This window comes from Paraglaciecola sp. G1-13, assembly GCF_055809255.1.
In genome coordinates, this window is sequence record NZ_CM147903.1 from 4,698,630 (window position 1) to 4,724,023 (window position 25,394).

Below are 25,394 nucleotides of genomic sequence, written 5' to 3' on the forward strand. Positions count from 1 at the left end.
TACCCTCCTAACAAAAAAAGTTAAACGTATCCGAAGATACGCTTACATTTTTTTGGCTTTCTCAGATGCTTCTTCGATTGAACCAACCATGTAGAAAGCTTGTTCAGGAAGGTCGTCAAATTCGCCTTCAAGAATGCCTTTAAAGCCGCTGATCGTATCTTTCAATGATACGTATTTACCAGGTGAACCGGTGAATACTTCAGCAACGAAGAAAGGCTGAGACAAGAAGCGCTGAATTTTACGAGCACGTGATACAGACAATTTATCTTCTTCTGATAACTCGTCCATGCCCAAAATAGCAATGATGTCTTTAAGCTCTTTATAGCGTTGAAGAACCGATTGAACACCACGTGCAGTATCATAATGCTCTTGACCAATAACAAGTGGGTCAAGCTGACGTGAAGTTGAATCAAGTGGATCAACAGCAGGGTAGATACCAAGAGAGGCGATATCACGTGACAATACAACCGTCGCATCTAAGTGAGCGAAGGTAGTTGCAGGTGATGGATCGGTCAAATCATCCGCCGGTACGTATACCGCTTGGATAGACGTGATTGAGCCCGTCTTAGTCGATGCGATACGCTCTTGAAGCACACCCATCTCTTCAGCCAATGTAGGCTGATAACCTACCGCAGATGGCATACGACCTAGCAATGCAGATACTTCAGTACCAGCAAGCGTATAACGGTAGATGTTATCTACGAAGAAAAGTACGTCACGACCTTCGTCACGGAATTTCTCAGCCATGGTTAAACCAGTCAACGCCACGCGTAAACGGTTTCCAGGAGGCTCGTTCATTTGACCGTAAACCAACGATACTTTATCAAGTACGTTAGATTCGTTCATTTCATGATAGAAATCGTTACCTTCACGAGTACGCTCACCAACACCAGCGAATACAGAGTAACCACTGTGCTCGATAGCGATGTTACGGATAAGTTCCATCATGTTTACGGTTTTACCAACACCGGCACCACCGAATAAACCAACTTTACCACCCTTAGCGAACGGACATACCAAGTCGATAACTTTGATGCCTGTTTCAAGTAGTTCAATTGAACTTGATTGATCTTCATAAGTAGGCGCTTCACGGTGAATAGACATACGCTCTTCTTCACCAATAGGGCCTGCTTCGTCGATTGGGTTACCCAATACATCCATGATACGACCAAGAGTAGCCTTACCAACTGGAACCTGAATGGCTTCACCAGTATTGTCTACTGTCAAACCACGGCGCAAGCCATCAGTCGTACCCAATGCGATTGTACGCACTACGCCACCACCAAGTTGTTGCTGCACTTCTAGGGTCAAACCTTGCAGATCACCTTCGGTGATACGCAATGCGTCATATATTTTTGGAACCGAATCTTGTGGAAATTCAATATCCACAACGGCGCCAATGATTTGGACGACCTTACCTTGACTCATGTTAATTCCTCTTAAATTCTAAAACCTTTGCCTACACCGCCGCCGCGCCGCTTACAATCTCACTGATTTCCTGTGTGATTGCTGCTTGACGTGCTTTGTTGTATATCAGTTGTAAGTCATCAATTAAGTCACCAGCGTTATCTGTGGCCGCTTTCATCGCGACCATACGAGCTGCTTGCTCAGACGCAGCATTTTCTACTACGCCTTGATAAACCTGAGATTCAATGTAACGAACCAGTAGCGTATCCAAAATTGGTTTTGGATCGGGTTCGTAGATGTAATCCCAACGGTGCTTTAATGCTTTATCTTCAGATTTAGGCAAAGGTAACAATTGATCGATCAGTGGCTCTTGAGCCATGGTGTTAACAAACTTATTAAACACCAAATACAGGCGGTCGATTTTACCTTCGTTGAAGGCGTTAAGCATAATACGCACTAAACCAATCACGTCTTTCACACTTGGTGCATCACCAAGTCCCGATTCAGCAGCCAACATATTGCCGCCGAAACGATTAAAGAACGCACATGATTTAGAACCTAGAGCTGCAAAATCAACTTCTACACCTTGTTCTTGCCATTTCTTCGCATCTTTCGTGACCTTTTTGAATTCGTTGGTGTTCAAGCCACCACACAAACCACGGTCAGTTGAGATAACGATATAGCCGACACGTTTAACTTCACGGTCTTCTAAATAAGGATGGCGATATTCAAGGTTAGCGTTAGCCAGGTGACCGATCACGTTTCGAATATTCTCAGCGTATGGACGACTTGCAGTCATACGGTCTTGCGCCTTTTTCATTTTGGACGCAGCAACCATCTCCATAGCACTGGTGATTTTCTGAGTATTTTTAATACTCCCGATCTTACCTTTTATCTCTTTACCGCTAGCCATAAATCTATCTCCGATTATTCAACGAATGCACTGCCAGTAAAGGCAGTGCCATTGATTACCAAGTTTGTGTCGCTTTAAATTTCTCTAAAGCTTCAGCTAACGTGGCTTCAATTTCACCGTTGAAATTACCTGTATCATTGATAGTTTTTATCAGCTCTGCGTATTCGCTGTTCATGTACGAGTGCAACGCAGCTTCAAAATCTAAGATTTTGTCTAGCTCAACGTCTTTCAAGTAACCTTTTTCAACAGCGAACAATGAAACAGACATATCAGCCACTGAAAGCGGTGCATATTGATTCTGTTTCATTAATTCCATAACACGCTCACCATGCTCTAATTGAGCACGAGTCGCTTCGTCAAGGTCAGATGCGAATTGAGAGAAAGCTGCCAATTCACGGTACTGAGCAAGTGCTAGACGGATACCACCACCTAACTTCTTAACGATTTTAGTCTGGGCTGCACCACCAACACGTGATACTGAAATACCGGCGTTAACCGCAGGACGAATACCTGAGTTAAACAAGTCAGTTTCTAAGAAAATCTGACCATCGGTAATTGAGATTACGTTAGTAGGTACGAATGCTGATACATCACCTGCTTGAGTTTCGATAATCGGTAATGCAGTCAAAGAGCCTGTTTTACCTTTTACTTCACCCTTGGTGAAATTCTCTACGTAGTTTTCGTTAACACGTGCAGCGCGCTCTAGAAGACGCGAGTGCAAATAGAAAACGTCACCAGGATATGCTTCACGACCCGGCGGACGACGTAGTAATAGTGAAATTTGACGATACGCAACAGCTTGTTTAGATAGGTCATCGTATACGATTAACGCATCTTCACCGCGGTCACGGAAGTATTCACCCATAGTACAACCAGAATAAGGAGCAAGGTATTGCAATGCTGCTGATTCAGAAGCTGATGCTGCAACAACAATGGTATGAGCCATTGCGCCGTGCTCTTCAAGCTTACGTACTACGTTAGCGATAGTTGATGCCTTTTGGCCAACCGCTACGTAAACACATTTAACGCCAGAATCTTTCTGGTTGATGATCGCATCGATGGCCAAAGCAGTTTTACCTGTTTGACGGTCACCGATAACCAATTCACGTTGTCCACGACCTACTGGGATCATGGCATCAACTGATTTATAACCAGTTTGGATTGGTTGATCTACCGATTGACGTTCAATAACGCCAGGGGCAATTTTTTCTACAGGTTCAAAACCATCAGCTTCGATTGCGCCTTTACCATCGATCGGAGCACCAAGTGTGTTTACAACACGACCTAGCAAACCACGACCCACTGGTACTTCAAGGATACGGCCTGATGAAGTCACCTTTGCGCCTTCTTGAAGGTCAGCGTAAGGACCCATAACAACCGCACCTACAGAGTCGCGCTCTAGGTTCAATGCGATAGCGTAGCGATTACCAGGAAGCTCAATCATCTCACCTTGCATTACATCTGCAAGGCCATGAATACGGATAATACCGTCGGTTACACCAACGATAGTTCCTTCGTTACGAGCTTCACTTACTACTTCAAACTGTTCAATTCGCTGTTTGATCAGTTCTGCAATTTCAGTGGAATTCAGTTGCATGCTCTTTTCCCCGTTATGCTTGTAACGCGTCTGTGAGACGGTTTAATTTACTTTTAACCGATCCATCAATCACTGTATCACCGGCTTTTATTTTAACTCCGGCAATCAGAGTAGGGTCGACGCTACAATTCAGCTTAACTTTTCGTGCAAGACGCTTTTCAAGAGCCGCACTGATGTCTGCTTGTTGTTTGGCATTGAGTTCTGTGGCTGATGTAACATCAGCTTCAATCTCTTTGTCGAATTCAGCTTTGAATTCACTAAACAATTCAGCGATATCAGGTAACGCTTGAAGGCGTTTATTTTCAGCCAAAACTTTCACAAAGTTTTGACCATGTTGGTCAAGTTGTTCACCACAGATTTTGTTAAAAATCTCTGCTAGCGACTCAGGAGCAACCGCACCGGACATTAAGTTTTTAATATCCGGATTTTGTGCAACTTGCGCTGCAAAAACTAGCATTTCCTGCCAGCCTGCAATGATTTTCTGCTCAACCGCATAATCGAACGCAGCTTTTGCGTAAGGGCGAGCAATCGTTGTCAATTCAGACATAGCTCAAATTCCCCTTATAGCTCGGCGACAAGTTTTTCAACTATGTCACTTTGCGCTGCAGCATCAATTTGACGCTCAAGAATTCTCTCAGCACCGGCAACAGCTAACGCTGCGACTTGCTTACGCAAATCTTCTTTTGCACGGTTACGCTCAGCTTCGATTTCAGCATGACCTTGAGCAATGATATTCTCACGCTCTTGGTGGGCACGTTGCGTTTCTTCATCAACTATTTGAGAACCACGCTTTTTAGCCTGCTCGATAATTCCAGCTGCTTGAGTTTTCGCCTCTTTCAACTGCTCTGTTGCTTTCGCTTGAGCTAGTTCTAGATCTTTTTCACCGCGTTCAGACGCAGCAAGACCATCAGCAATTTTCTTTTGGCGTTCTTCAATCGCGCCCATAATTGGGGGCCATACAAACTTCATGCAGAACCACACGAAGAATATAAATGCTAGAAGTTCGCCAAATAGAGTGGCATTGATATTCAAAACCGCTCCTCCTATATTCGTTATTGTCTAGTTAGGTGCTTAAACAGCAAACTTCGCGCTTTCAACGAACAATAAGAAAAGAGCGATAGCAACACCGATCATTGCGATTGCATCGATAAGACCAGCAACAATGAACATTTTAACTTGTAGTTGAGGCGCTAGCTCAGGTTGACGAGCAGCTGACTCAAGAAATTTACCACCTAGAAGACCGAAACCGATCGCTGGGCCCAATGCGCATAGTCCTATCAAAATACCAACCGCGATATAAAGATTTCCTAAGATTTCCATAGATTTTCACCTTTGTGTTTAAGTTAATGTTAAAAAAATAAAACGTTGTAAAACTAGTGTTCTTCACTCGCTAGGCTTAAATACACGATGGTCAACATCATGAAAATAAACGCCTGTAATGGAATAACTAACAAGTGAAATGCAGCCCATAAGAAGTGAATTGGCAACTGCCACACGCCTAAAGTTCCTGCAATAAGAATAAAGATAAGCTCGCCGGCATATAAGTTACCGAACAAACGAAGTGATAATGACAACGGCTTGGCAATCAAAGATACCAACTCAAGAATAAAGTTGAACCAGTATAACCAAGGCGTATTAAACGGATGAGCATAAAGCTCTTTCATGAAGCCGCCGAAACCTTTGATTTTTACAGAGTAAAAAATCATGAGTGCAAACACGCCTAACGACAATGCAAAAGTCATGTTTACATCAGTGGTTGGTACCACTTTCATGTAAGTATGAGACTGACCAGCAGCAATAACGTCCATCGACTCACCAGCGATTAATGCCGCAGCCGTAGGAAGGAAATCAACTGGAATTAAATCCATCAAGTTCATTAGCAGTACCCATACGAATATGGTTAACGCTAACGGTGCGATTAAGGCACTTTTTCCGTGATAAGTACTTTTAACTGTGTCGTCAACAAACTCAACAATCAGTTCAACACAGGCTTGCCATTTACCCGGCACGCCTGCACTTGCTTTTTTCGCAACTGCGCGAAAGCTTAATATAAATACTAATCCGAGTACCACAGACCACGCTAATGTATCGACGTGAAAGGTCCAGAAACCTTCGCCGACCGATGCATTGGTCAAATGGTGCTGAATATAACCACTAATGGTTTGTTCGCCAGCAGATCCTGCCATTTTGCCACCCAAGTATGTAAAGTTAAAAAATCTGTGTTGGTCTCGTTACTATTTAACGCGACCTAAAAATAATATTACTGGCCACTGGCTTACCAAAGTCACTACGTAACTCAACATCAATGGTAGAGGCTGAAGATCTTTCCATTGATATGCCACGATGAATAACACTATGGTGGCGAAAAATTTGAGTTTTGAGCCTTTGTTAAATTGCTGCACAACCAGTTTGTTCTTACTAGCACCTGCGTATCTAAAGGCAAAGTAAGCGAAAATGACGTTTGGGAGTAAACATATAACTCCACCAAACAAGGATGATATTGCCGAGTTTTGTCCGTAAATTACGGCAAAAAATGCACTTAAGGCGATGATAATAGTCATTTGGCAGTAAAAAATATTTTTTGCCAACGCTCGACCTGGTGCGGTTAAACTCGCTATCAACTTATTCCTCTACTTGCTGATACCTTCAAAAGCGCCGAAAGTATACTTATCTGCGACGAATTTACAACTGAAAAGGGTATTTCGACTGCCTATTTGTAACATTACTTTATGTGCAACAAAATTCCGTCTAATTCATCTAAACTGGAGAAATTAATCACGACTTTGCCTTTCCCCTTAGCATTGTGCGCAATTTGTACTGGAGCACCTAAGTTTTGCGACAATTCGTCTTGTAAACGCACCACGTCAGGATCAAGTTTTTTCTCTTCTTTAGGGCTGGCTGGCTCTAGGAATTTACGAACTAAGTTTTCAGTGTCTCTGACGGTCAAGCCTTTACCTGACACGATATGAGCAGCTTCTAGCTGGGAATCACCTTCGAGGCCAAGTAACGCTCTAGCATGACCCATTTCAATGTCACCGTGCTCCAATAATAATTTAACATCGTCATGCAAATTATTGAGGCGCAATAAGTTCGTCACGGTCGTACGAGATTTGCCGACTGCGGTGGCCACTTCTTGGTGAGTTAATTCAAATTCGCTCATGAGGCGCTCTAATGCTTGAGCTTCTTCCATTGCGTTAAGATCTTCACGCTGAATGTTTTCAATAAGCGCAATAGCAACAGCAGCTTCGTCGGGTACGTCTTTGACCAAGCAAGGCACCGTCTCTAAACCAGCTAACTGCGATGCACGCCAACGACGCTCTCCGGCAATAATTTCAAATTCGTTAATGCCTACCGCGCGCACGATAATGGGTTGAATAATACCCTGTGAGCGAATAGAAGATGCTAATTCTTCCAAGGCATCTGGCGACATGTCTTTACGGGGTTGGTATTTTCCGGGCTTAAGAAACTCAACAGCTAACTGCTGTAATTCGCTGTCATTTTGTTGCGACTGCTGACCTTCCGCATTTCGTGATGCCTGACTTGTTGCCAACAACGCATCTAGCCCTCTTCCTAATCCTCGTTTTTTTGCTGACATGTATTTCTCTATTCGACCCGTATTGATGTTAAGTTAACTAACGTTAGCTATATTTTCTTTTTTACTACGACGCAGTATTTCACCGGCAAGTGCTAAGTACGCTTTTGACCCTGTTGAAGAGCGGTCGTAATACATTGCAGGAGTACCAAAACTTGGGGCTTCCGCTAAACGTACATTACGCGGAATAACCGTGCGATATACCTGTTCACCAAAATGACGCTTTAATTGCTCGGATACATCGTTAGCAAGGCGATTGCGCGGATCGTACATGGTGCGCAACACCCCTTCAATTGTTAATTCTGGATTTACCACTGAAGCAAGCTTTTTAATGGTATCCATCAATGCGGTTAGCCCTTCAAGCGCATAATATTCGCACTGCATAGGTACTAAAACTGAATCAGCCGCCGCCATAGCGTTAACGGTTAGTTGATTAAGCGAAGGAGGGCAATCAATAAAAATGAAGTCATAGTAATTGCGTACAGGAGCGAGTGCATTGCGCAACCGCACTTCGCGAGCAAACACTTCCATCAGTTTAATTTCGGCAGCGGTAACGTCTGTGTTAGCGGCAATCAAGTCGTATTTACCTGACGTATCTGAAATAACCACATCCTTGATCGGTTTTTCTTCGATCAATAGTTCATAGCAGGTATTGGGGGCGTCGTATTTATCAACACCGCTACCCATGGTGGCGTTACCTTGTGGATCTAAGTCGATCAATAAGACTTTACGCTTAGTTGCCGCCATTGAAGCAGCCACGTTCACCGCAGTAGTGGTTTTACCTACGCCACCTTTTTGATTGGCTATGGCAATGACTTTTCCCAAAATAGTATTCCAGTGGTTATTTGACGCTATTGAGTGACATTCAGTCAAATAGCGCGATAAAAAAATTATCTGCAGAAGATAATGCTTTTAACGTTAAAAAGAAATGTTCATTTATGACTTAACAATCTTTATCAGATGCCTATCGCCATCCAATTCAGGTACCTGCAACTGAACAATCTCAGTGACAGCAAAGCCCGCAGGCAAATCGTCTATTTCTTGTTGAGGTAATTGCCCTTTAAGTGCGATGAAAGTTCCATCGTTTCCAATCAAGTGCTGGCACCAGTTCAACATGTCATTTAGTGACGCGAACGCTCGGCTTAAAACACCATTGAGCTGATGAGGGCTGACATAATCTTCTACTCTAGATTGAACAGGTTGAATATTATCGAGTTTCAACTCGTAAGCAACTTGCTTCATGAATCTAACACGCTTCCCCAGGCTATCAAGCAAGGTAAAATGCGTTTTGGGTAACATGATAGCAAGTGGTATCCCTGGTAAACCAGGACCTGTTCCCACATCAATGTAGTGACGTTGAGAAAGATGCGGTGCAACAACGATGGAGTCCATGATGTGTTTTAACAACATAGACTCAACGTCTCGTACTGACGTTAGGTTGTAGGTCTTATTCCATTTATCGATCATTTGCACAAAACCAACTAACTGGCTGATCTGATCTTTTGTTACCTGTAGATCAGTGCGCTTGATATGTGTACTAAGTAAACCTGTTAAGTACTCTGTGTTATCTGACATTATGCAGTTTTACGCTCTGTTTTTCTAAGCAAGCCGTGCTTTTTCAAATAGACCAGAAGCAAAGAAATAGCGGCTGGGGTAATACCTGATATACGTGAAGCTAAACCTAATGTTTCAGGTTTGGCGTCGCTTAGCTTCGCCACAACTTCATTTGATAGACCTGAAATCTGGCTGTAATCGAAATCAAGAGGGATCAAAGTATTTTCATTTTTACGTGATTTTGCGATCTCATCTTGCTGGCGTTCAATATAGCCCGCGTATTTGATCTGTATTTCTACTTGCTCCGCCGCTTTAGGATCGGTGATCCCAGGGCCAAATTCAGTGACGTTCATTAACGTTTCATACGTCATTTCAGGACGACGGATTAAATCTTCTAAGGTATTTTCTTTACTTAATGCATTTTTCAACAATGGATTCAGTGTTTCTGCTGCTGCATGCTTAGGATGTACCCAAGTATCGCGCAGACGCTGACGTTCAAGCTCGATGGCTTCCAGTTTAATATTGAATGCTTGCCAGCGTTCTTCGTCAACTAAACCTAGCTCATGACCCTTGGCCGTTAACCTAATGTCTGCGTTATCTTCACGTAACAACAAGCGGTATTCAGCGCGGCTAGTGAACATGCGATAGGGTTCTTTGGTGCCCATGGTAGCCAGATCGTCGATCAGTACTCCCATGTATGCTTCATCGCGACGCAGGATCAACGGATCCTTACCTTGACACTGTAAAGATGCATTTGCTCCGGCAATTAAACCTTGTGCCCCAGCTTCTTCATAGCCCGTGGTACCGTTGATTTGACCAGCGAAGAACAAGCCTTTAATAAACTTGGTCTCAAGAGTTTGTTTTAGATCTCGCGGATCAAAGAAATCATATTCGATCGCATATCCTGGACGAATAATATGTGCATTTTCGAAACCTTTGATTGAACGAACGAGCTCAAACTGAACATCAAATGGGAGGCTTGTCGATATTCCGTTTGGATATACTTCAATACTGTTCAAGCCTTCAGGTTCTACAAATATCTGATGAGAATCTTTATCTGCAAAGCGATTAATTTTGTCTTCTATCGAAGGACAATAGCGTGGGCCAATTCCCTCTATCACCCCAGTGTACATAGGGGAGCGGTCTAGTCCACCACGAATGATATCGTGGGTTTTACTGTTTGTATGGGTGATGTAACACGCGATTTGTCTTGGATGGTCTTCCCTTTTTCCCATAAATGAAAATACAGGAGTAGGGCTGTCACCTAATTGCTCTTGCATCACACTGTAGTCAAGTGTTCTGGCATCCAAACGTGCGGGAGTACCCGTTTTTAAACGTGATACACGAAAAGGTAAAGCACGTAAGCGATCTGCTAACGCAATCGAAGGAGGATCGCCGGCACGGCCTCCTTTGTAATTTTCCATGCCGATGTGAATGGTACCACCTAAAAACGTGCCTACAGTGATTACAACGGATTTCGCACGGAATTTAAGACCCATCTGAGTCACCACACCTGTGACTTGATCGTTTTCCACGATAAGATCATCACAAGATTGTTGGAAAAGAGTGAGGTTGTCCTGATGTTCAACGATATCGCGAATAGCTGATCGATATAAGGATCTATCCGCTTGTGCGCGCGTTGCTCTTACGGCAGGCCCTTTGCTTGAATTCAGTGTTCTGAACTGGATCCCGCCTTTGTCGATAGCTTTAGCCATACTGCCACCTAAAGCATCAATTTCTTTTACAAGGTGACCTTTGCCGATCCCACCAATTGCTGGGTTACATGACATCTGACCTAAAGTTTCAACGTTATGTGTCAGTAACAGGGTTTTTGATCCCATACGCGCAGCAGCAAGGGCCGCTTCAGTGCCTGCGTGACCACCACCAACTACGATTACGTCAAATTGTTGTTGATAAAACATTTAGTACCTCTTCAATCATGTATATCCCAAAAAAGGGGCGCGTATTCTATATGTTATTTTGCAGAAGTGAAATGCTTAAAATTCATTCAGAAGATCGAACCGATCTTGCTTAATCTTTATATGATCTATTTAGATCTTTACTTAATGTTATTATTATTAGTGATCGCTGGATCTGTGTGTAAGCATTATTAATACAATATTATCAGTAACTTACGTTGAACTTTTTGTTGTGATCATTCATTGATCTATTTTGTATAGCTTGGGGGTAAGTAGCGATCTTATCCACAAGCGGATCCGCGCCTATATTTATCAAGTGGATATGTAGTGATTATACAGCAGTTATTCAGTATTTTGTGCACAATAAAGGATAAGGTTTGATCTAACTGTGTATAAAATGTGATCTTCTTCCGCAAGATCAGTCCAGAAACCCTATTCTACATGACCTATACCTTTTAGATCACGATTTTCGATCGAGTTGTGTATAACTGCTGGATCTAAGCAAAAATTAAATTACGATTTTTTTAAAATAAATGGAAAACAGCGCTAAAAATACTTAATTAAGGCCGCTAGAGCATTTCTCATCTAGAGTTGAGCAAGATATTGGGGCGCAATTTTTCTGAAAATTTTTATAAAAGACAGTAAATGAGCGGCTAGAAAGATCCTAAAGTAAGATCCAATTAACAAAGATCTTGTTTCTGAGGATCCTTTCTTATAAGCATGAGCTTTCTTTTCCGGCTATTTATCTGCATTTCTTAATGTTAAAGGTGTCCACTTATACCGTTCGGCATAACCTACGATGATGGTTGAGTGAGGATCATATCGCCTATTTAAGCGTGAAACGCACAGATTAAATACTCGTGAGCGGACATGGTTTATTAAAGAGATGTAACCACTTGTGCCGCATTGACTAGCTTAATTTTATGGGACAAGAGGATAGGGATAGCGCGTGATTATAGGGCCAACTTGAGAGCAGAAATCGAAAGATGGCTTTTACGGTTTTATTTGTCGCCAAGAAAACGCCGCTATATGGGTATATCTAGCGACGAATTACTATCCCTTATTTTACTTGATTAGGCTGATAACCGGTGGCTCGATGAGTTTCTACTTGTGAAGGAATAATCTCTTTGCGGCGACTTGGCCCTTCAAAGCGAACCTTGTAGGTATCGTATTCTTTGATTGACTCAAAACAGTAGCTACCTAGGGCTTGTTCGAGTTCAGCCAGGTTATGGTTGGTGATCAGTATGCAGTTTTTATTGTGTGCTAGACGCTGTCTTAATAAATTCCCCAACCAGCTTTGGGCGTTCTTCTTAAGTGAAGACTCATTGACACACACTTCATCCAATATTAATAAATCGACGTCGAGTAGTTCTTGGTTTATTTCACGAAATTTCTCGCCTACTTTATCTGTCGCACTGTAATCGTATGAGAAGAAGCGCATTTCTAGCAGTGTTGAAAGTTGTCTGTATAAAACGGTGATCTCGTATTGATTGATCAACTCGTGCGCAATAGCACCAGCGGTGTGAGATTTTCCACGGCCATAATCCCCATAAAAGATCATCATATGCGAGCCACTTTTGCGCCAAGCGGGATCCTCATGGGCTGCGATAAAGGAATGAGCGATACTTATCGCTTCTTTTACATCGTCACTGTCTTGAATAAGGTTGTCGAAGGTCCACTTAGGGTTAAGATCAGAACGTCCATGTAAAGTTTGAATTCGAGCGCGTTTGCCGTCTTTTTGTAGTTGGCGCACGTCACGGTTGGCAAGGGCTTCGTGTTCGAGCCTTACCGTCTTATAATCAGTATAGGTATCAGGAATGTGTTTCCTGCCAAGCGTTTTACCGAGTTGAGCGATTCTGTCTTTCAAACTTAGCATGTTAATTTTCCGCTAATGATCATGAGTTAGAGGTAGTCTTTGCTTTGCTACTGTATTTAGCAACAAGGTTTTTGGCATTTTCATCCGCAACAACGCCTGCTTTGGCCGTGACGATTTGATTACCCACCTTGTGAATAGCCTTGATGTTTTTAGCTAAGCGTTTTTGTTTAACGTTAAATACAAATTTCTGCGTCCACTGAAACTGCGTAAATTGAGTTTGAGGGCGTCCTAACCAGTAGGCTACAAAATCACCCAGTTCGTGGTCAGAGAAGTCACTATCAATGATGCCTACTAGTTTAGCTAAATCTTGATACAAAGTTGCGTTTGGGGTCCAGTTTGCACTCATCTTTTGCCACTGTAAATGGAGCTGGCTGTAATCATCAGGTTTGATCATGAGTAAGGGTAAGGTAAGAATTTTTCCATTAAAACTCTTATTCAAATCAACCTCTTCGACAAAACTGACTAACTCAACATGAAGCAATTCTTTGATTAGGTTATTCACTTGTCGGCCAAGGTTGAATTTACTTTCTTTTGCATTGAGCATGCTTAATAGCGATTTGTAATTTAATGCGGGCGTATTACCTGTTGTTCTATCAACAGTGGGTCTCAAACCCATCAAATATAACACCCTGGCATCGTTGCTCACGGCTTGATTAAGTGCTTTTTGCTCTGCTTCGTTTAACCAGGTGTCCAATTGTTAACCTCTACTGCTTATCCAAGTTTCTAACCACTCCACGGCGGTGTTTTCTGGAATAGGGTGATGAAGTACATCAATATGTAGTGCTGGAGCATCCAATCTTGCACCACTGTTTTTTAATACTTGTTCCATTTTGGCTGCGCCATAACAAAAAGTGTCATAGCTACTGTCTCCCAATCCAATGACGATAAAAGATACATCGCTGACGTCTGTGGTTTCTATTTGCTTTGCGAAGCGCTGAATATTGTCTGGTAAATCACCTGCTCCATGAGTAGAGGTACAAATAATCCAAATAGCTGAATGAGAAATATCAGGTAAGTCAGGAGTCAAATGTACATTCGAAGCTAGTTGATGTTTACTCAATGTTTCCTGTAACGCTTCTGCAACGTATTCGCTGGCACCGAGCATGCTGCCGACAATTATTTCAAAATCTACCATTATTCTCTCTCGTTATTGACTGAATTCATTGTACCTTGCATAGATTGGCGCGACTACGTATTAACTCAAGTCATAAAAGAGATAGGCTGATAAATATAACCAAGTAAAGTAAATTTAACCTAGTGTTTGCCATTAATCACTTCGTGATTAAGTTAATGATTAATCTGAGTGTTTTTTCAACATGATATGTCAAACAATAGTAACGAGCCGCGCGAGTCAGTGTGTCTCGATATAAAGTGGTTAGCTAGCACCGGCCAGCAGATTAGAGCGTGCTAAGAGTTATTTACCTATGCAGAAAGATGAGAATATCTTGCCTAGCAAGTCATCAGAACTGAATTCACCGGTTATTTCACTCAAATATGCTTGGGCTAGGCGCAGTTCTTCAGCTAACAACTCACCCGCTAGGTTGTCTTCTAATTGCTGCTTACCCAATAATAAATGCTCTTCTGCTCGCTCAATAGCATCAATATGGCGCCGCCTTGCGATGAATTGACCTTCATTTGATGAATGAAAACCCATGCATTCCTTAAGGTGCTCTGCCAGTACCTCTATGCCTTGTTTATGACTCGCTGAGAGTCGGAAAACCGGATAGTCATCGTATTGTACCTTCCCAACATTTTCACCAGAGAGATCCGCTTTGTTACGAATAACGGTTAGCCCCATATTTTTCGGTAAGCGGCGCATAAATTCTGGCCAAATTTTATATGGGTCGTTTTCATGGGTTTCGGTACTGTCTAACATGAACAAAACACGATCTGCTTGCTCAATTTCCTGCCAAGCGCGCTCAATGCCAATGCGTTCTACTTCATCTGAGCTGTCTCTAAGGCCAGCAGTGTCGATAATATGCAGTGGCATGCCATCAATGTGGATGTGCTCTTTCAACACGTCACGTGTGGTGCCTGCTATTGCGGTAACAATTGCTGCGTCACGCCCCGCTAAAGCATTCAATAAACTCGATTTGCCTGCATTGGGTCGACCAGCAATAACAACGCGCATACCTTCTCGCAGCAAACTGCCTTGTCGGGCTTTGCTTTTTACTGAGCTTAATTGTTTCGTTATAGCCTTAAGGTCATTTTGTACTTTGCCGTCACTAAGAAAGTCGATTTCTTCGTCAGGGAAATCAATCGCTGCTTCAACGTATATACGCAAATGCGTTAGCAACTCAACAAGCGAGTTAATTTGTGTTGAAAATTCGCCCTGTAAAGAACGTAGAGCCCCGCGAGCGGCTTGCTCTGAACTGGCATCAATTAAATCCGCTATGGCTTCAGCCTGGGCTAAATCTAGTTTGTCGTTTAAATAGGCGCGTTCACTAAATTCACCTGGCCTTGCTAAACGCACATTAGGAACATGTAGAGTTGCTTTGATGAGCATATCCAAAACAACTTGGCCACCATGGCCTTGTAGTTCTAAAACATCCTCGCCAGTAAAGGAGTGGGGCGCTTTAAAGAATAACGCTATACCTTGGTCAAGCGGTTCGCCGGCATTGGACTTAAATGGTACGTATTGGGCATTACGAACGGGCGGTACATGGCCAATTAGTTGCTCGGCGACTTTTGCTGCTAGCGAGCCTGATACGCGCACTATTCCAACCCCGCCACGCCCACTTGCGGTTGCTTGGGCGACGATGGTGTCTTGGTCTGGAGTATTTTGCTCAACTGTCACGGTATTGCCTAATCTCGAAAATTGGTAAATTGTAAGGGTTGCTCTAGGTCACTGCTTTTCGCTAACGCCATGACTTGCTGTAAATCATCACGTTTTTTACCCGTGACACGCACTTGATCGCCCTGTATCGAAGCTTGCACTTTTATCTTGGCGTCTTTTATCATCTTGATCAGCTTTTTGGCCACAGGCTGTTCAATGCCTTCTTTAAACGCGATAGCCTGTTTGTATATCTTACCTATGTGCTGAACGTCTTTTTCTTCAAAGGCTGCTGTATCTACGCCGCGTTTTACACAAGTGCCGCGCAAGATATCCAGCATTTGTTTTAACTGAAAATCACTATCACAAGACATAGTAACGATGTTTTCTTTAAGCTCGAAACTGGCTTCTACGCCACGAAAGTCAAAACGGGTGGAAAGCTCGCGGTTAGCGTTTTCGACGGCGTTTCTCACTTCTTCTAATTTAATTTCTGACACAATATCAAATGAGGGCATGTTGATTTCCTATTGATTAAATGAACACATTGTAATGCTAGGTGTGAATATAAAAAAGCCCGCCTACATAGTTGTGTAAGGCGGGCTATTTGCTTATAGAGAGTGGCGACTTACTTGGTTTTTAAACCGCGCTTCTCCATTGATGCATAAATGATCTTCGCCTGTATAAGGGTAATGATGTTACTGATTAACCAATATAGCACTAGACCTGCTGGGAATATAAAGAAGAACAAACTCATAGCCACAGGCATAAATTGCATTATTTTCTGCTGCATAGGGTCTGTCATCGTCATAGGTTGCAGCTTCTGTAGAAGGTACATACTAAGGCCAGTTAATATCGGTAGGACAAAGTAAGGGTCTTTAACAGACAAATCAGTGATCCAGAAAATGAAGTCAGCGTGACGTAATTCAACACTTTCTAACAACACCCAATACAAGGCTAAAAAGATAGGCATTTGTAAAAGAAGAGGGAAGCAACCACCCATAGGGTTTACCTTGTCTTTCTTGTACATTTCCATCATGGCTTGCTGCATCTTCTGCTTGTCGTCGCCGTAACGTTCTTTCAACGCGTCCATTTTGGGTTTCAAGGCACGCATTTTTGCCATCGATTCATACTGTGCTTTCGTTAATGGGTACATAGCGCCTTTAACGACGATAGTGATGAGGATGATAGAGAAACCCCAGTTACCAATTAAGCTGTGAATAAACTGCAAGAAGGCGAAAAGATATTTAGAAATCCACCACAGAAATCCGTAATCAACCGTTAAATCTAAGCCGCGCGCGATTTTTTCTAAGGTATCTTGGTCTTTAGGACCAAGGTAAAGTGAGCTTTGAATATCAACGCTTTGACCTGGTTCTATATCTACAGATTGACCAATAAAGCCGATAATCGCATTACCGTTCTGGGTCATTTTACTGTAGAGGCTATTAGTTTGGTCCTGTGGTGGTACCCACGCTGAAACAAAATAATGCTCAATCATTGCTGTCCAACCAGCAGGAGTTACTTGATTCAGGTTTTTGTCTTGCATGTCATCAAAGGAGTACTTCTCGTAACGCTCGTCTTCAGTGGAGAATGCGCCACCGCGATAAGTTGGCATAAACATGCTGCCGCCTTGATCCGCTGTACTTTGCTTTAACTGTCCGAACTGTTTAACACTTTTTACATCTGAAGAGGTATTCTCAACGTGATAATTTACTTTCACTTCGTGACTGTTTTTACTGAATATAAATTCTTTAGTCACGAGTAAACCGGATTTAGCTGTATACGTTAGAGGGACTGTCAGCGAGTCACCTTCCATAACGAAACTATCTTGGCTTACAGAATAAGTAGGTCGTGAGCCTTTATCTATTCCATTGGTACCGACCAATCCACTTTGAGCCACAAAAATCGTTGGGCCGCTTGGGCGAAGTAAGCTATACGTACCCTGTGAACCTTGTTCAAGTGGGTATTTAAGCAAGTTTGCTGAAATAACATCACCACCTACGGTATTGATGCTTAGTTGTAACGTGTCGGTAGTCACAGATATGACCTTACCAACTACGCTTTGAGTCGGTAGCGCACTTTTATTTGTTGGCGTAGCAATAGGTACATCGCCATTACTATTTGGGGCATCGCTCCCCGCTGTTCGTTGACTTTCTACTGGCTGGGCAGGTTGAGGACCATAATCCACTTGCCATTGTTGCCATAAAAGAAAGCTGACCATGGCAAGGCCAATTAATAAAAAGCTGCGTTGGGATTCCATAAAATACTCTATATTAACTACATTATTAATTTAAGCCGTTTTGCCTAGGCGACGACCTTCATTCGATTGTAAATTTGTCCGTAATCTTTATACGGGCCAAATTCAAATATTTTAGTGCTTGTTTTGCTTCTTCTTGTCGGGCACCAGATCGATTCCACCAGAATGCAGCGGATGGCATTTTAGTATGCGTTTGATACTTAACCAACCACCAATTATGATTCCGTGTTGTTTTATTGCTTCAATTGCATAGTAAGAACAAGTTGGATGAAATCGACAGTTTTGCCCCAGCATGGGTGAAAGCCATAGCTGGTATAGTCTAATCAAACCTATTGGGATTTTTCGCAGCGCTTGGCTAACTTTTTCCATAACTTACTTAAAACTAGGAATAGTTCCTGATTCGAGAGCTTATCAAGCCCACTTTTACCAACCACTACTATATCAATGTTAGGTAAGCTTTGCTGATGATTGCGAAAACTTTCACGCACAATGCGTTTAATACGATTGCGATCGTGTGCTTTTTTGACACGTTTTTTAGCGACAGTTATTCCTAGTCTGGGATTAGGACTATCATTGTGACGAGCAAGTAATGTTAAGTTTGGGGATACGGCAGGAGTGGCATTTTTGAAAACAAATTCAAAGTGGGTGGGAGTTAAAAGTCTCAACTCCCGAGAAAATGAATTTTCACCCACTTTAAATGATTAAGCTGTTAAACGAGCACGGCCTTTAGCACGACGATTGGCAATAACCTTGCGGCCATTTTTAGTCGCCATACGGGCACGAAAACCGTGTGAACGCTTACGCTTTAAGTTACTTGGTTGAAAAGTTCTTTTCATGACCTAGTTCCGCTACATAAGGTTAAAAACAAATGAACACTTGCATGCTCAAAAAGGACGCTGAATTCTAGAGATCCGCCTAACGTTTGTCAATGAGTTATTGAGATCATTGTGTAATTAATGATCATCTAGCGTTTTTGATGGTCTTTGGGTAACTCGTCTATGCGTAGCTATTTTATCCACAGTTATTATTATTATTTGAGTTTGGGAGTGTTTCCTGGCTCGATTTTTGATTATATATTTAACTGTTCTGACTTTTTCAATGCGAGCCTGAAATAATAATATATATATAAAACAAAATCTTATTGTTTTTTTAAAGAATATTTAAGCGATGCTGAAAAGGTTATTTTACTTATGCACAGTTTAGAGTGATAATTAACGCCTGTTTTGCAAAGAATGCTGAATAATTAATCGCTTAAACTCAGTTTTTATTTTTTCGATATTCTTCTGTTGTCTTATTCGACTTGTTTTTTCCCCTTTATTTTGTTGGTTCGGAGTAGTTTTTTAATGTCTTTATGGAATCGTTGTCTTGAAAGGCTTCAGCAAGATTTGCCGACCCAGCAATTTAGTATGTGGATAAGACCTTTGGTAGCGAATGAAGAGGCTGCTGCAGTGACTCTTTTTGCTCCTAATCGATTCGTTTTAGATTGGGTACGTGATAAATACATAGCTCAGATTGAAGCATTATTCGCTGAGTTTTGTGCCAATGATGCGGTACCTCAACTTAGAATAGAGGTAAAATCTGCTGCCAGCGTACAACAAAGTTATTCGCAAAATCCTGCTCCTGCCATTCATCAATCCTCAGCAGTAGAAAACAGCATTAAATCTTTACAAAAGCATCAAGCCGCTCGAAGTAACGTTAATGTCCAGGCAGATAATAGCCCGCCTAACGTTAAAATTGCGGCGTCTCATAAAAGCAATATCAATTTTAATTACAAGTTTGATAACTTCGTAGAAGGTAAATCAAACCAGTTAGCAAGAGCCGCTTCTAAGCAAGTTTCTGATAATCCAGGTAAGGCATATAATCCATTATTTATTTATGGTGGCACCGGTTTAGGTAAAACACATTTATTACACGCCGTCGGTAATGGAATTATTGATAACAAAAAAGACGCAACTGTCGTTTATATGCACTCCGAGCGATTTGTTCAAGATATGGTTAAAGCGTTGCAGAACAACGCGATTGAAGAGTTCAAACGTTATTACCGTTCGGTTGACGCATTACTGATCGATGATATTCAATTCTTTGCTAATAAAGAGCGGTCACAAGAAGAGTTTTTTCATACCTTCAATGCTTTGTTAGAGGGTAATCAGCAAATCATCCTGACTTCTGACCGTTACCCTAAAGAAATTGATGGGGTAGAGGACAGGCTTAAATCTCGGTTCGGTTGGGGACTCACAATTGCTATTGAACCCCCAGAATTGGAAACTCGAGTTGCCATTTTAATGCGTAAGGCGTTAGAGAATAAAATTGTGTTGCCAGATGAGGTGGCTTTCTTTATTGCTAAACGACTTCGATCTAATGTGAGAGAGCTTGAAGGGGCGCTTAACCGAGTCATCGCTAATGCTAATTTTACCGGCCGACCTATCACTATTGATTTTGTTCGTGAAGCGTTACGTGATTTGTTAGCGTTACAAGAAAAACTCGTCACGATAGATAATATTCAAAAAACGGTGGCTGAGTATTACAAAATCAAGATGGCGGATATTTTATCTAAGCGCAGAAGTAGAAGTGTGGCTCGGCCAAGGCAAATGGCCATGGCTTTGTCGAAAGAGTTAACCAACCACAGCTTGCCAGAAATAGGCGATGCTTTTGGCGGTAGGGACCACACAACTGTGTTGCATGCATGTAGGAAAATTGTGCAGCTTAGAGAAGAGAGTCATGATATAAAAGAAGACTATCAAAATTTAATTCGCACCTTATCTTCATAAAAAAAGTTACGAGAATTTAGATGAAATTCAGTATAAGCAGGGAAAATTTTCTACAACCGCTCCAATTAGTTTCTGGCGCTGTAGAACGCAGACACACATTACCTATTCTATCCAATGTATTGGTCAAAGTAAGCGATAGTGCTTTGTGGCTAACAGGCACCGATTTGGAAGTTGAACTAATTTCAAATGTGACTTTGACGGGCGATTTTGAAGAAGGTGAAATCACAGTACCGGCCAAGAAACTGTTAGATATCATTCGTGGTTTGACTGAAGGTAGCGAGATTAGTTTTCATGTAGATGGCAACAAAGCTATCCTACGATGTGGTCGTAGCAAATATAGTTTATCTACCCTCTCTGCGAACGATTATCCGAATCTTGAGGATTGGCAAGGGGAACTTGAATTTGAAATTTCTCAGGCAAACCTCAAGCGCTTGATTGACAGTGTTCATTTCTCAATGGCTCAACAAGATGTGCGTTATTATCTTAATGGGATGTCTTTGGAAACTGAAGACAATGTTATTCGCACAGTTGCCACAGACGGCCACAGGCTGGCTCTATGCCGCTTAAATTACACTGATGCTACATTGCCTAATCGTCAAGTAATTATCCCTCGTAAAGGGGTTATGGAGATTACTAGGCTTATTGAAGACAGTGACAAATCATTAAAGGTACAGGTGGGTTCAAACCATATACGTATTTTTTCTAATGACTTTATTTTTACCAGTAAATTGGTTGATGGACGTTTTCCTGATTATCGCCGAGTTTTACCAAAAGACGGTGACAAGAATATCATTGCTAGTAAGCTTGGCCTTAAAAATGCTTTTTCTCGTGCATCGATCCTTTCAAATGAAAAGTTCAAAGGTGTGCGCTTAAATTTATCATCTGGTGAAGTAAAAATTACTGCTAATAATCCAGAACAAGAAGAAGCGGTAGAGATTGTAGATGTAGATTACCAAGGTGGTGATTTAGAGATAGGGTTCAATGTTGCCTACCTAATTGATGTGCTCAATGCACTGAATGCGGAAGAAGTGAAATTTACCCTTGCGGATTCAAATAGTAGTGCACTAATTGAAGATGGGTCCGATGACTCTGCACTTTACGTTATAATGCCAATGAGGCTGTAGTCCTCTTCTTGTTGAATTTATTATGAAGCTGGACTCAGTCCAGATCCGCAACTTGCGTAATCTGCAGCATGTTACATTTAAACCTAGTCATGGTGTAAATTTCATCTTGGGAATCAATGGTAGTGGTAAGTCTTCAATTTTGGAGGCCATACACTACCTTGGGTTTGGCCGCTCCTTCCGTACCTCGAAACATAAAAATGTCATTCAAAACGAGCAAGAATCTTTTACTGTTTTTTGCGAGTGTCTAGAAGATAGTACGACTCAACGATTAGGCTTATCTCGCAGCATCAACGACACCGTTAGCGTCAGTATTAACGGCATAAAAGGTAATAAGGTTTCGGATTTAGTTAGTCTCTTACCCGTTCAAATATTTACTCCTCAAAGTTCCGATATTTTATTAGGGGCCCCAAAACTCCGGCGGAAATACATAGATTGGTGTTTGTTTCACGTGGAACATAGTTTCCTTACTTGCTCAAATGCTTACTCGAGATTGCTTAAACATAACAATGCGCTATGTCGCAAACAACAAGTAGGGTATGCGAGTCCGCAAAGAGTATATTGGACGGATTTACTTGCACAATATGGCTCGGAGCTAACAGAGTTTCGAAACGCGATGATGACGCGGCTTATCCCGTTAATTACTTCCAATCTTGCGCAATTTTTACCTGAGTTTTGTGTCGAAATCTCGTATTATAGGGGATGGGAAAAAGGTCTCGAATTAAATGAAGCCTTAACGAAGTCGGCGGACCGTGATTATAAAAATGGTTACATTAGCGTTGGTCCACATAAGGCTGACGTCAGATTTAAAATAAGTGGCAAACCTGCACATGAGGTGTTGTCTCGAGGGCAACTGAGGATGCTTGTAGCTGCTTTACAGTTAGCGACCACACAGTGTTTAATGTCCTACACACAAAAGACCTGTATTTTCTTATTAGATGATGTTGGTGCGGAATTAGACGCAGCAAAACGAGAAGCGTTTATTGATAGACTTCTTGAATCAAATACTCAACTTTTCGTTACGGCGATAGAAGAGCATCAACTAGAATTTATAGATAAATACCAAAATAAAAAAATGTTTCACGTGGAACATGGCCAGGTGAGAGAGGAGAGTTAATCAAATGGCAGAAGAGAATAAGTACGATTCGTCGAGTATTAAAGTATTAAAAGGACTGGATGCCGTACGTAAACGTCCTGGTATGTATATCGGTGATACTGACGATGGTACAGGCTTACATCACATGGTATTTGAGGTTGTAGATAACTCTATTGATGAAGCACTTGCCGGTCACTGTACTAACATCAATGTGAAAATTCATACTGATGGTTCCGTGTCAGTTAAAGATGATGGACGCGGCATACCAACTGAAATTCATGAAGAAGAGGGCGTTTCCGCAGCCGAAGTTATTATGACCGTTCTTCATGCCGGTGGTAAGTTTGATGATAACTCCTATAAGGTTTCAGGTGGACTACACGGTGTTGGTGTATCAGTCGTAAACGCACTATCTCGTAAACTTCAAATAATGATACGCCGTGCTGGTGAAGTACACGAGCAAGAGTATCAACATGGTGTACCTCAAAAGCCTCTAGAAGTTATTGGTGAGTCCGATACTACCGGCACAAGTATAAGATTTTGGCCAAGCGAAGAGACATTTACGGGGATAGAGTTTCACTACGATATTTTGGCTAAACGTCTACGTGAATTATCCTTCCTAAATTCAGGTGTTAGCATCATATTAGAAGATGAACGTGATGGTAAGAAAGATCACTTCATGTATGAAGGTGGTATTCGAGCATTCGTAGAATATTTGAATCAGAACAAAACACCTGTTCACCAACAAGTGTTCCATTTTAATAGCCAGCGTGATGATGGTATTTCAGTAGAAGTTGCGCTGCAATGGAATGATTCATTCCAAGAAAATGTATTTTGTTTCACTAATAATATTCCTCAGCGCGATGGTGGGAGTCACTTAGCTGGGTTCCGTGGTGCGCTAACGAGAACGCTTAATACCTTCATGGAGAAGGAAGGGCATAACAAGAAGAACAAAACCAGCGCTAGCGGTGATGATGCTAGAGAAGGATTAACTGCGGTCGTTTCAGTTAAAGTACCTGATCCAAAATTCTCGTCACAAACGAAAGATAAACTAGTATCGTCTGAAGTGCGTCCCGCCGTTGAAACGGTGATGGGCGAAAAGCTAAATGAATTCCTATTAGAAAACCCATCTGCGAGCAAAATTATTATTGGTAAAATTATCGATGCAGCACGCGCCAGAGAAGCGGCGCGAAAAGCACGTGATATGACACGCAGAAAAGGTGCGCTGGACCTCGCTGGTTTGCCAGGGAAGTTAGCAGATTGCCAAGAGAAAGACCCATCTCTATCTGAATTATATATAGTGGAAGGGGACTCTGCTGGCGGTTCAGCCAAGCAGGGCAGAAACAGAAAGAACCAAGCAATCTTACCTCTTAAAGGTAAAATCCTTAACGTCGAAAAAGCACGTTTTGACAAAATGTTATCGTCTCAAGAAGTGGCAACGCTTATCACTGCATTGGGCTGCGGTATTGGGCGTGACGAATATGACCCAGAGAAGCTACGCTATCATCGCATTATAATCATGACCGATGCTGATGTTGATGGTTCACATATTCGTACATTGTTATTGACCTTCTTTTATCGTCAAATGCCAGAAATTATTGAACGTGGCTATATTTACATCGCGCAGCCTCCTTTGTATAAAACAAAGAAAGGCAAACAGGAACAGTACCTGAAAGATGATGATTCACTCACTAAATATTTAACAGCTATTGCTTTAGACAATGCTTCAATTCACGTCAACGAAGAAGCACCTGGCTTGAGCGGTGCGTCTTTAGAAAAGCTTGTTAGCCAATATCAAAACGGTATGAAGATGATAAAACGCGTTAGTCGTGTTATGCCTGAGGTGATTCTAACCAGTCTAATTTATAGCAAGATTATTACATTACAAGACTTACAAGACGAAGCAAGCTTGGAAGTTGTTGCTAAGAGCTATACTGAAAGCTTAACAAGAAATGAAGTTGATGGCGCTACGTATCGTTACGAAGTTAGACTGAACAACGAGCGTAAGAACTACTATATTGCGTTGATTATTCGTCTACACGGAATCGATACTGAGTATAAAATAGATCAAGAGTTTATTGAATCAATTGAATATACACGTCTTCGCGAATTGAATGAGTCTATTAATGGGCTGATTGAAGAAGGTGGTTATGTTAAGCGAAATGATAAAGTAAAAGCAATTTCATCATTTGCCGAAGGCTTAGACTGGCTGATGGCAGAATCTAAGAAAGGTCAGTATATTCAACGCTATAAAGGATTGGGTGAGATGAACCCCGGCCAGCTTTGGGAAACGACTATGGATCCTGCATCTCGCCGTATGCTTCAAGTGAAAGTGGAAGATGCGATAGCTGCTGACCAACTGTTTACAACGCTTATGGGGGACCACGTAGAGCCAAGACGAGCGTTCATTGAAGAAAATGCACTAAGAGTAGCGAACCTAGATGTGTAGGTTTACTCTTTCATAAAGTGATACATCGATAAAAAGCCCGCTACCACTTGCGGGTTTTTTTATGCTCGAAATAATATA

At 41.9% G+C, this 25,394-nt stretch carries 25 protein-coding genes; 4 read left to right on the plus strand and 21 right to left on the minus strand.

The window, feature by feature from the left end; translation table 11 throughout:
- Positions 1-42: 42 nt before the first annotated feature.
- The 21 genes from atpD to rpmH all read right to left on the minus strand — a co-directional run bounded on the left by atpD (position 43) and on the right by rpmH (position 18,721).
- On the minus strand, positions 43-1,428 hold the full coding sequence (gene atpD, locus AC0L6N_RS19985) for a F0F1 ATP synthase subunit beta (RefSeq protein WP_011576976.1): 1,386 nt from the start codon (positions 1,426-1,428) through the stop codon (positions 43-45).
- 31 nt (positions 1,429-1,459) lie between these two features.
- Positions 1,460-2,320, minus strand: a complete 861-nt coding sequence (atpG, locus tag AC0L6N_RS19990) for a F0F1 ATP synthase subunit gamma (protein ID WP_006994922.1) — start codon at positions 2,318-2,320, stop codon at positions 1,460-1,462.
- A 55-nt stretch (positions 2,321-2,375) separates the two neighbouring features.
- On the minus strand, positions 2,376-3,917 hold the full coding sequence (gene atpA / locus AC0L6N_RS19995; RefSeq protein WP_006994921.1) for a F0F1 ATP synthase subunit alpha: 1,542 nt from the start codon (positions 3,915-3,917) through the stop codon (positions 2,376-2,378).
- 13 nt (positions 3,918-3,930) lie between these two features.
- The gene (gene atpH, locus AC0L6N_RS20000) at positions 3,931-4,464 is read right to left on the minus strand and encodes a F0F1 ATP synthase subunit delta (RefSeq protein ID WP_011576977.1); all 534 of its coding nucleotides are present in this window, start codon (positions 4,462-4,464) and stop codon (positions 3,931-3,933) included.
- Between the two features lie 14 nt (positions 4,465-4,478).
- Positions 4,479-4,949, minus strand: a complete 471-nt coding sequence (gene atpF, locus AC0L6N_RS20005) for a F0F1 ATP synthase subunit B (RefSeq protein ID WP_011576978.1) — start codon at positions 4,947-4,949, stop codon at positions 4,479-4,481.
- Between the two features lie 39 nt (positions 4,950-4,988).
- Positions 4,989-5,237, minus strand: coding sequence for a F0F1 ATP synthase subunit C (atpE, locus tag AC0L6N_RS20010; protein ID WP_006994918.1), 249 nt, complete (start codon positions 5,235-5,237; stop codon positions 4,989-4,991).
- Between the two features lie 53 nt (positions 5,238-5,290).
- Complete coding sequence (atpB, locus tag AC0L6N_RS20015; protein ID WP_011576979.1) at positions 5,291-6,103, minus strand: F0F1 ATP synthase subunit A; 813 nt, start codon at positions 6,101-6,103, stop codon at positions 5,291-5,293.
- Between the two features lie 48 nt (positions 6,104-6,151).
- The gene (locus tag AC0L6N_RS20020; RefSeq protein WP_011576980.1) at positions 6,152-6,538 is read right to left on the minus strand and encodes an ATP synthase subunit I; all 387 of its coding nucleotides are present in this window, start codon (positions 6,536-6,538) and stop codon (positions 6,152-6,154) included.
- A 101-nt stretch (positions 6,539-6,639) separates the two neighbouring features.
- A complete protein-coding gene (locus AC0L6N_RS20025; protein WP_011576981.1) occupies positions 6,640-7,512 on the minus strand; it encodes a ParB/RepB/Spo0J family partition protein in 873 nt (290 codons plus the stop codon).
- Between the two features lie 33 nt (positions 7,513-7,545).
- Entirely contained in the window at positions 7,546-8,334 is a 789-nt protein-coding gene (locus AC0L6N_RS20030) for a ParA family protein (protein ID WP_006994914.1), read from the minus strand.
- A gap of 111 nt (positions 8,335-8,445) precedes the next feature.
- Positions 8,446-9,084, minus strand: coding sequence for a 16S rRNA (guanine(527)-N(7))-methyltransferase RsmG (rsmG, locus tag AC0L6N_RS20035; RefSeq protein ID WP_473477182.1), 639 nt, complete (start codon positions 9,082-9,084; stop codon positions 8,446-8,448).
- Positions 9,084-10,985, minus strand: coding sequence for a tRNA uridine-5-carboxymethylaminomethyl(34) synthesis enzyme MnmG (mnmG, locus tag AC0L6N_RS20040; RefSeq protein WP_473477184.1), 1,902 nt, complete (start codon positions 10,983-10,985; stop codon positions 9,084-9,086). Before mnmG ends, rsmG begins: the two co-directional genes overlap by 1 nt.
- Before the next feature lie 1,057 nt (positions 10,986-12,042).
- Positions 12,043-12,858 (minus strand): ATP-binding protein, encoded by an 816-nt coding sequence (locus AC0L6N_RS20045; protein WP_011576985.1) that lies wholly within the window; start codon positions 12,856-12,858, stop codon positions 12,043-12,045.
- Between the two features lie 19 nt (positions 12,859-12,877).
- Positions 12,878-13,552 carry a DnaT-like ssDNA-binding domain-containing protein gene (locus AC0L6N_RS20050; protein ID WP_011576986.1) on the minus strand — a complete coding sequence of 225 codons (675 nt, stop codon included), beginning with the start codon at positions 13,550-13,552 and terminating at the stop codon, positions 12,878-12,880.
- A 3-nt stretch (positions 13,553-13,555) separates the two neighbouring features.
- Positions 13,556-13,993 carry an FMN-binding protein MioC gene (gene mioC / locus AC0L6N_RS20055; protein WP_473477187.1) on the minus strand — a complete coding sequence of 146 codons (438 nt, stop codon included), beginning with the start codon at positions 13,991-13,993 and terminating at the stop codon, positions 13,556-13,558.
- Between the two features lie 279 nt (positions 13,994-14,272).
- Positions 14,273-15,655, minus strand: coding sequence for a tRNA uridine-5-carboxymethylaminomethyl(34) synthesis GTPase MnmE (gene mnmE / locus AC0L6N_RS20060; RefSeq protein ID WP_473477190.1), 1,383 nt, complete (start codon positions 15,653-15,655; stop codon positions 14,273-14,275).
- 8 nt (positions 15,656-15,663) lie between these two features.
- The gene (locus AC0L6N_RS20065; RefSeq protein WP_011576989.1) at positions 15,664-16,146 is read right to left on the minus strand and encodes a YajQ family cyclic di-GMP-binding protein; all 483 of its coding nucleotides are present in this window, start codon (positions 16,144-16,146) and stop codon (positions 15,664-15,666) included.
- Between the two features lie 110 nt (positions 16,147-16,256).
- Positions 16,257-17,888: a membrane protein insertase YidC gene (gene yidC / locus AC0L6N_RS20070; RefSeq protein ID WP_473477193.1), complete on the minus strand. Its 1,632-nt coding sequence runs from the start codon at positions 17,886-17,888 to the stop codon at positions 16,257-16,259.
- A 111-nt stretch (positions 17,889-17,999) separates the two neighbouring features.
- Entirely contained in the window at positions 18,000-18,254 is a 255-nt protein-coding gene (yidD, locus tag AC0L6N_RS20075) for a membrane protein insertion efficiency factor YidD (protein WP_011576991.1), read from the minus strand.
- On the minus strand, positions 18,215-18,577 hold the full coding sequence (gene rnpA / locus AC0L6N_RS20080; RefSeq protein WP_006994904.1) for a ribonuclease P protein component: 363 nt from the start codon (positions 18,575-18,577) through the stop codon (positions 18,215-18,217). Before rnpA ends, yidD begins: the two co-directional genes overlap by 40 nt.
- 9 nt (positions 18,578-18,586) lie before the next feature.
- A complete protein-coding gene (rpmH, locus tag AC0L6N_RS20085; RefSeq protein ID WP_006994903.1) occupies positions 18,587-18,721 on the minus strand; it encodes a 50S ribosomal protein L34 in 135 nt (44 codons plus the stop codon).
- Positions 18,722-19,228: 507 nt separating this feature from the next.
- Here rpmH and dnaA point away from each other — a divergent pair.
- From dnaA to gyrB, 4 genes are read left to right on the plus strand one after another with little or no spacing between them, the layout of a single operon-like run.
- Positions 19,229-20,653 carry a chromosomal replication initiator protein DnaA gene (gene dnaA / locus AC0L6N_RS20090; RefSeq protein WP_011572953.1) on the plus strand — a complete coding sequence of 475 codons (1,425 nt, stop codon included), beginning with the start codon at positions 19,229-19,231 and terminating at the stop codon, positions 20,651-20,653.
- Between the two features lie 20 nt (positions 20,654-20,673).
- Positions 20,674-21,777 (plus strand): DNA polymerase III subunit beta, encoded by a 1,104-nt coding sequence (dnaN, locus tag AC0L6N_RS20095; RefSeq protein WP_473477196.1) that lies wholly within the window; start codon positions 20,674-20,676, stop codon positions 21,775-21,777.
- A 22-nt stretch (positions 21,778-21,799) separates the two neighbouring features.
- Positions 21,800-22,891, plus strand: coding sequence for a DNA replication/repair protein RecF (gene recF, locus AC0L6N_RS20100; protein WP_473477199.1), 1,092 nt, complete (start codon positions 21,800-21,802; stop codon positions 22,889-22,891).
- 4 nt (positions 22,892-22,895) lie between these two features.
- Positions 22,896-25,316, plus strand: coding sequence for a DNA topoisomerase (ATP-hydrolyzing) subunit B (gene gyrB, locus AC0L6N_RS20105; RefSeq protein WP_011572956.1), 2,421 nt, complete (start codon positions 22,896-22,898; stop codon positions 25,314-25,316).
- Positions 25,317-25,394: the final 78 nt, after the last annotated feature.